Consider the following 10,209-nt stretch of genomic DNA (forward strand, 5'->3'; position numbering starts at 1 on the left):
GTTACTATGGGACTTCCGGATCTGTCAAACTATGCGTGCCTCCCCGGCAAAGCCGGGAGGTCTCCCTTTTGGACTAGTGCTGACCACTGGCGGTATTGCATTGCTCGACCGCATGCAGCTCGAAATTAAATCCACGAAGGCTTCGGAGGAGATTGCCGAACCCGCTACGAAACCAGGTTCAGATATACAGTAGCAGCTATCGAGCCGGCAGATGCTGTGCCAGGAATAGGAACAAGTAACTCCAAGCCAACAAAACAGCTAAAGTCGCCAGATGATGTTGTAGGTTGGTAAGCCATTGATTGTACTAACATCCCGGGGTCATCATAGGATGGACCCTACAATACCAGCAGAAAAACGCACCTGCTTCCCTCAAAAAAGCAACCAATCAGTTTATCCACCCGGAAACCAGTGTCATCACCAATAATGGAAATGCTGTCTGTTAATGCCTTTATCAAGATATGAAGGGGCTGTCTTAGATTCAACTGAAGAAATTCGACAATAAATCAAAGAGGCAGAAAGAAATTACTATAAGAAGCTGTCACTCACAGGAAGAGGCGTATTGAAACCGGCGAAAGCCCGTTTTCTCTACCACGACTGAATTCAAGACGGTGCAAGGGAAGAAGCCTTCGCTCCAGAAGCAGATGCTCTGAAAATGGACGTGAAAACACCTACCGCCACACCCCAGATCCTCCCACCACCTTTGCGGGCGTCCAATAGCGATATCTCACTTATATCACAATGGCTATCGGCCCAGCGTGCTGATTTCCCACAGGGGATTGATGCCCAGCGCTAGTGGGTGATGCCCACTTTTGTCTATGAATACCATTAGCGATAGGTTCATCGGAAAGAGAAAGGATACTATTTATCCACTTACATGTGCGAATAATTCTATAGAGAAGGCCTGAATGCACCATTTTTCGTGATACTTCGCGACAATTGGCATTTATTTTCGCATCACATTGTAGGAGCTTTATGCCGGTCTGGAATATTGTTGCTAATCTATTGCGATTAAAACAAGATCCTGAATAAAAGCCTAGGAGAAGGAGGAAGGTATGAATGGAAAGTGCCTCTGCAGTGCTGTCGAGTTTCAGTTGGATGAGCCAATACCCAGTCTCTATCAGTGCCACTGCTCGCTTTGTCGCAAGTTGACTGGCTCCGCTTCAGATACCGCCATGCTTATATCCCGCGATCAGTTTCGCTGGGTACGCGGGCTGGACAAAATTTCCTCTTACAGGACCAACACAGGCTATCGCTCAGACTTTTGTAGCAGCTGTGGCTGCACGGTACCCCACCTGATGAGTAAAACCCTCTACTTTTGGGTTCCAGCCGGTCTTATTGATGGCGAGCTGCACAGTCAGGTAGTTGCACACCTGTATGTAGATTCCAAAGCCCCCTGGGATACCATTGACGAAACGGGTGCACGTTTTGCAGAAATGCCAGAAATGGAGGCGTTGACCCGGCTTCTGCATGAAAACAGTGAGAAAATTGAAAGCGACTTGGTTTAGTATAGAAGCTGTGAAAGGGCGCTAAATCCTTGCAACCCCTCTACAGGGTGAAGTGCCCCGCAATTGGCTGGAAGCCGGATTCGGGCTGCCCTATTCCCACAGTGGGCTGATAACAGGAACTCAGGAGCTTTGCGGTGGTCTTTTATTTCGCAAACTAAACGGTATTGAATAGCCACGCAATAAAGCAAGCCTTCCTAAATTATTTAATAATCGCCAGGAAATGGCTGAAATGAATACGCCAACAAGGAATGCCGGCGTTGGTTTAGGGGATAAGTATTATTCCACAGCCATTAAGCAGCATGTCCACCACGCAGCCATTCTGCCACACAAAAAGCCAACTCTAAAACCTGGTCGGCGTTCAGTCGTGGATCGCATTGGGTCCGGTAGCAGCTGGCGAGGTCAGCTTCGGATATTTTCCAAGCGCCTCCGGTGCATTCAGTGACGTGCTCACCGGTCATTTCCAGGTGGATACCGCCTGGATGGCTACCTTCGGCCCAGTGGATCGAGAAAAAATCACGAATTTCACGCAGAATTTTCTCAAAATCCCGTGTCTTGTATCCATTACCGGCCTTGACGGTATTGCCATGCATGGGGTCAGTGCTCCACACCACGCTACGCCCCTCTTTTTGTACAGCCCGTAGCAGTGCGGGCAGCTTGTCACTCAGGGTGTCAGCGCCCATGCGCGTAATCAGGGTGAGACGACCAGCTTCATTTTCTGGGCTGAGCTTGTCAATCAGGCGCAACAGCTCATCAGGCTGCATAGCGGGACCCACCTTCACCCCGATGGGGTTGCAGACACCGGAAAGAAATTCCACATGGGCACCATCTAGCTGGCGGGTACGCTCTCCTATCCACAGCATATGTGCAGAGCAGTCGTACCATTTGCCGGTAAGGCTATCGATGCGGGTCAGGGCTTGCTCGTATTCGAGCAGCAGCGCTTCGTGGGAGGTGTAAAGTACTGTCTCGCGAATAGCGGGGGTATTTTCTGAAGTGACTCCGCACACCGCCATAAATTCCAGTGCTTCCTGCAGGCGTTCCGCCAACTGCGCATATTTGTCCCTTTGGGGATTGTTTTTGAGATAGCTCAGATTCCAGCCGTGTACCTGGTGCAAGTCAGCGAGCCCTCCCTGGGCAAAGGCACGTAACAAGTTTAACGTAGCTGCCGACTGGTTGTAGGCGGTGATCATGCGCTGTGGGTTCGGCTGGCGTGCTTCCGCAGTAAAATTGATACCGTTGATAATATCACCGCGGTAACTAGGCAGCTCGATATCATTAATGGTCTCGGTATCCGCGGAGCGGGGCTTGGCATATTGCCCGGCCATTCTGGCGACCTTGACCACCGGCAGGTTACCGGCAAAAGTCAGTACCACTGCCATTTGCAGTAGCACCTTAAAAGTGTCTCGAATCCGGTTGGCATTAAAATCGGCAAAAGACTCGGCACAGTCCCCTCCCTGCAACAGAAAGGCTCTGCCCTCCGCCACATGGGCAAGCTGGCGACGCAGCTCACGGGCCTCGGCGGCAAATACCAACGGCGGATGGCCGGACAATTGCTTGGCCACTCGGGCCACTGCCTCTGCAGAAGCGTACTTTGGCTGTTGGTGTGCGGTAAAATTTCGCCAGCTCTGCGGGGTCCAGACTTGGGTTGGGGATTCAGACACTGGAACTCCTAGCTCAACTTCCATCTTTCACTCTAACTTCAAGGGTAAATCGAAAGGAGATAAGCAGAGTACCCACCCCCCGATGCGCCGAATTTACAACACACTGGCAACTGCCTTGCAGAAGTATTCCATATTGCGGGAACTCAAGCCGGCAATACTGATACGACTGGAGTCCACCATATAGATAGAAAAGTCCTTTTGCAGCTGCTGAACCTGCTCGGGGCTGATACCGAGGAACGAAAACATCCCTTTCTGTTGGCAGATAAAATTGAAATCACCCCCAGCATCGGCAGCGGTGAGGCCTTCCACGAGACCGGCGCGCAAACTGTTGATACGTGCACGCATTTCAGTCAGCTCTGCCTCCCAGTTGGCCTTTAGGCCCGCATCCGTGAGAATCGATTCTACAATCGCAGCGCCATGGGACGGTGGCATGGAGTAGTTACCACGGATAGCGCTCAACATCTGGCTGTGACCTCTGTCCGCACTCCCACCATTGATATAGATCACCATGGCCAATCCGACACGCTCCCGGTAGAGACCAAAGTTTTTGGAGCAGGATGCGGCCACCAACATCTCAGGTACGGACTCCGCCATTAGGCGCAGACCGTACGCATCGTCTTCCAGGCTGTCGCCGAAGCCCTGGTAGGCTATATCAACAAATGGAGTAAAGCCCTGCTTTGAGGCCATTTCCGCCAGAACTTTCCACTGTTCACGGGACAGGTCCGCGCCACAGGGATTGTGGCAACAGGCATGAAGCAACACTACCTCACCCTCATCCACAGCCTTGAGGACCTCCACCATTTGATCAAAGAGCAGACGGTTGCTGGCGCGGTCGTAGTAAGGATAGCTCTTGATCTTTAAGCCGGCATTACCAAGCAGCGGTACATGGTTTGCCCAGGTCGGATCGCTCACCCAGACGGTAGTGCCCGCTTTAGCGCGATTGATTAACTCCGCCAGTATACGCAGGGCACCACACCCACCGGGGGTTTGTGCAGAACGCACCCTGCCGTCCTCCAGGGCCGGGTGTCCAGCACCCAAAACCAGCTCCTGCATGGTGCTGTTAAATCCCGGGGTGCCGGCGGGACCAATATAAGCTTTGGTTTCTTCACTTTGCAGCAGGCGGGTTTCCGCTTCCTTGACGGCCTGCAAAACCGCAGTATGCCCAGCTTCATCTTTGTAAACCCCTACCCCAAGGTCAATTTTGCAGGGGTTTTCATCCGCGCGGTAACTGGCCAATAAGCCCAGGATCGGATCTGGCGGAAGACTACCTAAATGTTCAAACACCTGAAAACTCCTTCAACTATTTCATTTATTCGTCGGCCAGCCCGTGCTCAGACCACGCCTTGGCACGGACCATCAGTTTTTCAATAAGGCTATCCAATTGTGCACGCTCCCCAGCGGAGAGCGAAGCCATCAGATCATTTTCATACCGCTGGGCCAGAGGCACTATGCGCTCATAAACGCTGCGACCCAGCATTGACAGGTTTAGCACCTGGCGTCGACGGTCTGAGGGGTCTTCACTGCGCGTGATGTAATCGTACTTCAACAGGGAGGAGACAGCGCGACTGATCGCCACCTTATCCATGGCGGTCTGCTCTACAAGCTCCGCGGCAGACAGGTCGGGAAAACGCCCAAGGATTGCCATTACACGCCAGGCAGGAATGGTGAGATGGAAGCGCGCACCATAGGCTTGCGAAATGGCGTTGCTGACCCGGTTTGAGAGCACCGACAGCCGGTATGGCAAAAACCGTTCCAAGCGTAACCCATCCTGTTCCACCGGCGTATCCTGGTCATTGCTCATGGCTGTTCTTACCCACCTGTCTGTAAATCCGGTTTGTGCCAGATGTTCAATTTAACTAACATTGGTTTCAATTGTAACCGCTGTACACACAAATGCCCTGTTGGGAAACCCCAGGGTTGCAGGAAAATTGACAGCCCATTATAGGGCTTTATGCGCCATTTTTGCTAACCATTTGCTGGAAAAGCGCGAGAAAGATGCGCGGCACCTGTGTGAATTGAAGAGTTCCCCACCCAGCCAGTAAAAGCGAGATCACCTATACGCAAGTGGATGAACTTTCCCTGCATTGAGGGGAGCACCAGCCGCCAGGCCCATGCAGACTTCCCACCAAATACTTTCGAACAAGCAATGGAAAAGAGGGTTTTTTTGGCCCCAGCACCCACTTTTATCGCAGCCAGCCACGGCCTGGAGCAGGTTTGAAGGGCTTTTGCGCTCATACGCTTTCGACAGTACAAAAATGATTCACAAAGGGAAAAGCCCCTGGGATCAAAAGCCACTCTTACGCAATGACAAAGGTCTGATAGCGCTGTGGGTCTGCCGCAAGCCTATGGATCATCTGGTGCGCAATGCCGATGGGGACCCGCTGCTTTTTATACACAATGGCAGTGGCAATCTTTTTTGCGACTTGAAGCATCTGCACATCCGCGATGGCGACTATATAATTCTGCCGCGAGGTACTATGTGTTGGCGGTTGCCTCCACTGGAGGAGGAACCCCTGAAATTACTAATGGTGGTGGCGAGTGGTGGCCACTTTCAATTGCCGGAAAAAGGAATATTAGGTGCCAACGCTATCTTCGATCAGGCGATATTGGATGTGCCCAGCGATCAGGCATTTCTTGCCCAGTAGGGAGAGGTTGAGCCTCGGGTGATGGTGAAAGCCCGCCAGCAGCTCTCCACCATTACCTAACCCTATGGAAGCCACCGGCTGGGCCGGTGACAACCTGGTAGTGCGAATCAATTGGCGGGATATCCGCCCCGTGTTAAGCCATCACCATCTACCGCCCTCCGCCCATACCACGTTTGTAGGACCCGAGTTTGTAGTCGCTACTTTTACACCGCGCCCACTGGAAAGTGATCCCGATGCGCTCAATGTGCCCTTTTTTCATAACAATGACGATTACGATGAGCTGATTTTTTTTTCACCGCGGCAACTTTTTCAGCCGCGACAATATCCACCCGGGCATGCTAACACTACATCCCAGGGGTTTTACCCACGGCTCCCACCCAAAGGACTTCACAGCTGGTAGCAAACGGATCAGAGAGGTAACCGACGACGTGGCCGTAATGACCGGCAGCAAAACGCCCTGGGGCATACTGCCAGATGCCCACGCCGTGGAGCAACCGGGATATGTCAACTCCTGGAAGGCACGGTAATCGCACTGCCCGCAGACTGTGACGACATCACACCCAAGAAAATAAATGAAGTTACCGGTAATATCCATGCCGGACCAGCCATAACCAGAAACAGGAAAGACAATGGATCTTTACGGATACTTTCGCTCCTCCGCGAGCTACCGGGTACGCATCGGCCTCAACCTGAAAGGCCTCGCCTACAAATACCACCCGGTGAACCTCCTCAAAGGGGAGCAGCTAGGCAAAAATTATCGTGAACTCAATCCTCAGGGGCTGGTTCCCACATTTGAGGATGGCGACATTCACCTGACTCAGTCAATCGCTATACTGGAATGGCTGGATGAAGCCTACCCTGAATCACCGCTACTGCCTGAGAACCCCAATGACCGCGCCCATATCCGGGCCCTGTGTTACAGTATCGCCTGTGATATTCAACCTATTCAAAACCTGCGCGTACTTCAATTCCTGCAGGCAGAATACGACATCAGCGACAAGCAGAAGATCCAGTGGCTTCTACACTGGGTTGATCTTGGCTTCTCAGCGCTGGAACAGCAACTGCAGCCGAGACCGTTCGCTGCAGGGAACACACCGGGGTTATTTGAGTGTTGCTTGCTGCCGCAAATCTACAACGCGGAGCGCTTTGGTATAGATATGGGCAACTACCCCAAGATCCAGCAGATCGCCAATGCCTGCGCCAAACTACCCGCTTTTACCAAAGCCCGTCCAGAGCATCAACCGGACAGCACTGTGTAACCCAGCCCCAGCTCATTGCCTGGGCAACATTGCGCTGGCAATGCTGGAATAATCCGGGCTAGCGCCACCTCCCCGCAAATGACATTGCGACCGATGGCACGCTTTCAAGCCTATACAAATCAACGATCCTTGTAAGCGATCAAGTAACCCCATCCTTTGATTCACTCGGCTGCTCTGCTTCCGCTGTGCTCTGAAAATTCCAGGGCCTCATTCTCCTCAATGGTCTGCCCTCGCGGTAAGTCGGTGTAAACTCGGCTGAACCACTCTGGGTTTGCCGGAGGCAATTTGATTTGAGCCATGCCGCTTGGGCAGACTCGGCATGCTGATAATACAGGTTTTCGTATTCGGCTGGAGGCATACCGCCAATTGGCCTGAGGATGCGGCGATGGTTAAACCAATCGACCCAGGTCAAGGTTGCGCGTTCAACCTCATCCAGCCCTTTCCAGGGGCCTGTTCTGTTGATGACCCCCGTTGAATAAGCCGTTCAGTGTATTGAATCGACAGGTACTGACTACCTTGATCACTGTGATGGGTAACGCCGCGGGGCTTGCCTCGTGCCCACAGTGCCTGCTTCAGAGCATCAAGCACGATGTTGGCTTGGAGGCTCTTTAACGAGTTATTGTCAATTCTGGTGTTCAACAGGCATGATCAAGCAGCGCTCTGATCGACTGTTGGCACCTCTTCTCCATCTTTGAACTTCATTCCGGTGATGACTTTGGCGAGGCAGTCAAAGCCTCGGAGCTTTCTCCACTTTCCTTCCGCACACATTCCCAGCTTGAATAGCATGTGCAGCATTCCGTCTCTCGACAGGCAGCCTTTGGAGCGCTTGGTTCTGTGTCGTATCGTTCCGAACGTGGATTCGATCGGGTTCGTCGTCCTGATGCTCTGCCAGTGTTTCGCCGGAAAATCGTAGAAGTTCATCAACTCTTCGTGATCCTTGAGAAGGCACTCTGCAACTTTCGGGTATTTCGCTTCGTACGTCTGGATGAACGTGCCGAAGGCCTTCTCCGCACCGGCTCTTGTCTCAGCCTGCCAGATGTCGTGTAGGAAGCGCTTGGCTTTAAGGCTGGCCCGACTTGGGTAGTTTGTTGAGCACATTGGCCGTCTTGTGTACCCAGCAGCGCTGCTGGCGTGTCTCCGGGTAAGTCTCTTCCAGTCCCGTCCAGAAACTCCATGGCACCGTCTCCAATGGCCCGCTCTGGGGCGCTCATGCTACGTTCTTTCAGCTTCCCCAGGACGCCTTTCCAGCTCAGCGTCGACTCCCACTGTCCATCCTCATTCGCTAGAAAATGCTTTCCTCCCCGTTCATTCACACCAATGACAACCAGAACGCAGAATTTACTTTCTTCCGAACGCAGACCACTGTATATGCCGTCTGCCCAGATATACACCCAGCGATCTTTATCAAGTCGCTTGGCTCGCCAGGCATCGTATTCACTCTTCCACTACCCCTTTAGGCGAGCCACTGTACTGGCCGACAGGCCCCTCGCTTCCGGGCCAACCAGTACCGACAGGACCTCCTCCATCTCACTGGTTGAAACGCCCTTCAGGTATAGCCACGGCAGCGCCGCCTCCAGCGAGTGCGCTTTGCGTACGTACCGCCGCACCAAGGCTAAGCGGAAGGTGACTGGCTGGCCGTCCCTGCTTCGTACCTTCGGCACTTTCACTTTGACCGGGCCAATCCCGGTCAGTATATCACGCTCTGGTAGGTATCCATTGCGGACTACAGCCGCTCGGCCATCAGCCAGGCGGCGGTTTTGAAACTCCTCCATGAAGGCGCCTTTACTGCCTTCTGAAGCAGCTCTCGTGCCCCTCGACGTAATAGCTCAGTTAGCGGGTCTACTGTCTCCTGTCGACCTGCAAACTCAACAACGGTATTCTTATCCATAGTGGCGTATTCTTGGTTGGTTGACTATTTGGCGACAACAAATCAACCAGAGAGGTCATCCACAGAACAGGCCCCTGGAAAGGGCTGGAAGAGGTTGAACGCGCAACCTTGACCTGGGTCGACTGGTTTAACCATCGCCGCATTCTCGAGCCGATTGACGATATGCCTCCAGCCGAATACGAAAACCTGTATTATCAGCAAGCCGAGTCTGCCCAAGCGGCATGACTCAAATCAAATTGCCTCTGACAAACCCAGGGCGATCCATAGGCATGTTGTTAGAACCTCATTATTACTCACTTTCGGAGCCAATGAATGCAACCAAGTGTAATATTGGATTTGAAAACTGTACAGAAATAGGCAAACTCTCCATCGAGTTCACAGGAGAGGAAGGTAACAATCTCGAAGGAGATTACTTCATTAAAAATAATGGCTCTACATTAGAGGGAAACTTTTTAATTAAACGCTGTATGAATGAGCGACTCTTATGCGGCTAATCGTCAGAATTAACAATTCAAGTAAGCGGGACTGCCTAACCAACAGCTGCCAGCAGAGCTGCCTAAACCTATATCTCGCAGCTTCTCTACTGGATTTCGACCTGCGTTGGCAGCGTTAGGCAATAACAAGTAGATTTAAAGAGGATAGTATATTGAAAGTATCATTGGTGAGTATACCAGTTCAGAATCCGATTAAAGCTCATGAAATTTACACATCACAGCTGGGTTTTGTATCTAAAGAACTTGATCCAGATGCAAACTTAGCAATAGTTGTATCACGAGATGATCCAGATGGGACAGCTATTTTGTTGGAGCCATGCCAAGGAAATTTTGCCGAGAGCTATCAAAAATCAGCTTTCGAAGCTAACTTACCAATAATGGTATTGGAGGTAAAAAACGTGAAATCTGAATTTAAAAGAATGGAAGTGGCAGGAGTTAAATTGCGTCCTGAATTGGATAAACCTAAATGGGGCATTCAAAATGTTTTCGAAGATGGCTGTGGGAATTTACTCATGATCGAGGAAACGCCCACCTAACCGGATAAAGTGTAGTAGTTCAGACTTGATCTGACAGTTACCGGTTTTTCTTGCGGTGGTCTGTCAGGTCAGGTTAAGTTCACGAACTTTTCCATCCAGATCTTTTTGCCATCTTCAAGCGTTTGTACAGGCGTACGGCTACAGCACTGAGGGTGTTCAAAACTCTGTGTCAGCCAAGTAGCCTCATAGGCTGATATATTTCTCCAGGCGATCCGGGAAGTGGA

At 51.7% G+C, this 10,209-nt stretch carries 8 protein-coding genes and 3 pseudogenes; 6 read left to right on the plus strand and 5 right to left on the minus strand.

Annotated elements, in window-relative coordinates; all coding sequences use genetic code 11:
- A partial coding sequence (locus Q1A48_RS19625; RefSeq protein ID WP_299948319.1) for a hypothetical protein occupies window positions 1–193 on the plus strand: 193 nt, incomplete at its 5' end.
- 859 nt (window positions 194–1,052) lie between these two features.
- The gene (locus tag Q1A48_RS19630) at window positions 1,053–1,505 is read left to right on the plus strand and encodes a GFA family protein (RefSeq protein ID WP_299948321.1); all 453 of its coding nucleotides are present in this window, start codon (window positions 1,053–1,055) and stop codon (window positions 1,503–1,505) included.
- A gap of 290 nt (window positions 1,506–1,795) precedes the next feature.
- Here the strand turns inward: Q1A48_RS19630 and Q1A48_RS19635 are convergent, their stop codons facing one another.
- The 3 genes from Q1A48_RS19635 to Q1A48_RS19645 all read right to left on the minus strand — a co-directional run bounded on the left by Q1A48_RS19635 (window position 1,796) and on the right by Q1A48_RS19645 (window position 4,964).
- The gene (locus tag Q1A48_RS19635) at window positions 1,796–3,187 is read right to left on the minus strand and encodes a class II 3-deoxy-7-phosphoheptulonate synthase (RefSeq protein WP_299948323.1); all 1,392 of its coding nucleotides are present in this window, start codon (window positions 3,185–3,187) and stop codon (window positions 1,796–1,798) included.
- A gap of 69 nt (window positions 3,188–3,256) precedes the next feature.
- Window positions 3,257–4,447 carry an amino acid aminotransferase gene (locus Q1A48_RS19640; RefSeq protein WP_299948325.1) on the minus strand — a complete coding sequence of 397 codons (1,191 nt, stop codon included), beginning with the start codon at window positions 4,445–4,447 and terminating at the stop codon, window positions 3,257–3,259.
- Window positions 4,448–4,472: 25 nt separating this feature from the next.
- The gene (locus Q1A48_RS19645; RefSeq protein ID WP_299948327.1) at window positions 4,473–4,964 is read right to left on the minus strand and encodes a MarR family transcriptional regulator; all 492 of its coding nucleotides are present in this window, start codon (window positions 4,962–4,964) and stop codon (window positions 4,473–4,475) included.
- 454 nt (window positions 4,965–5,418) lie between these two features.
- Here Q1A48_RS19645 and Q1A48_RS19650 point away from each other — a divergent pair, with 454 nt between their 5' ends.
- A complete protein-coding gene (locus tag Q1A48_RS19650) occupies window positions 5,419–5,808 on the plus strand; it encodes a homogentisate 1,2-dioxygenase (protein ID WP_299948329.1) in 390 nt (129 codons plus the stop codon).
- Between the two features lie 629 nt (window positions 5,809–6,437).
- Window positions 6,438–7,067, plus strand: coding sequence for a maleylacetoacetate isomerase (gene maiA / locus Q1A48_RS19655; RefSeq protein WP_299948331.1), 630 nt, complete (start codon window positions 6,438–6,440; stop codon window positions 7,065–7,067).
- A gap of 139 nt (window positions 7,068–7,206) precedes the next feature.
- Here the strand turns inward: maiA and Q1A48_RS19660 are convergent.
- Window positions 7,207–7,673: pseudogene (locus Q1A48_RS19660) on the minus strand (hypothetical protein); the annotation flags it as partial.
- Between the two features lie 42 nt (window positions 7,674–7,715).
- Window positions 7,716–8,955 (minus strand): annotated as a pseudogene (locus tag Q1A48_RS19665) (IS256 family transposase).
- A 51-nt stretch (window positions 8,956–9,006) separates the two neighbouring features.
- On the opposite strand from Q1A48_RS19665, the pseudogene Q1A48_RS19670 reads away from it, so the two are divergent.
- Together Q1A48_RS19670 and Q1A48_RS19675 are read left to right on the plus strand one after the other, a co-directional pair.
- Window positions 9,007–9,180 (plus strand): annotated as a pseudogene (locus Q1A48_RS19670) (IS3 family transposase); the annotation flags it as partial.
- Window positions 9,181–9,601: 421 nt separating this feature from the next.
- Window positions 9,602–9,985, plus strand: a complete 384-nt coding sequence (locus Q1A48_RS19675) for a VOC family protein (protein WP_299948333.1) — start codon at window positions 9,602–9,604, stop codon at window positions 9,983–9,985.
- Window positions 9,986–10,209: the final 224 nt, after the last annotated feature.

The organism is uncultured Microbulbifer sp. (assembly GCF_947489355.1).
Lineage (GTDB): Bacteria > Pseudomonadota > Gammaproteobacteria > Pseudomonadales > Cellvibrionaceae > Microbulbifer.

Bases quoted from the DNA above. Each gene is read 5' to 3' on its own strand.
- maiA (WP_299948331.1), top strand. From the start codon at position 6,438: ATGGATCTTTACGGATACTTTCGCTCCTCCGCGAGCTACCGGGTACGC.
- Q1A48_RS19635 (WP_299948323.1), bottom strand. From the start codon at position 3,187: ATGGAAGTTGAGCTAGGAGTTCCAGTGTCTGAATCCCCAACCCAAGTC.
- Q1A48_RS19650 (WP_299948329.1), top strand. From the start codon at position 5,419: ATGATTCACAAAGGGAAAAGCCCCTGGGATCAAAAGCCACTCTTACGC.
- Q1A48_RS19630 (WP_299948321.1), top strand. From the start codon at position 1,053: ATGAATGGAAAGTGCCTCTGCAGTGCTGTCGAGTTTCAGTTGGATGAG.
- Q1A48_RS19645 (WP_299948327.1), bottom strand. From the start codon at position 4,964: ATGAGCAATGACCAGGATACGCCGGTGGAACAGGATGGGTTACGCTTG.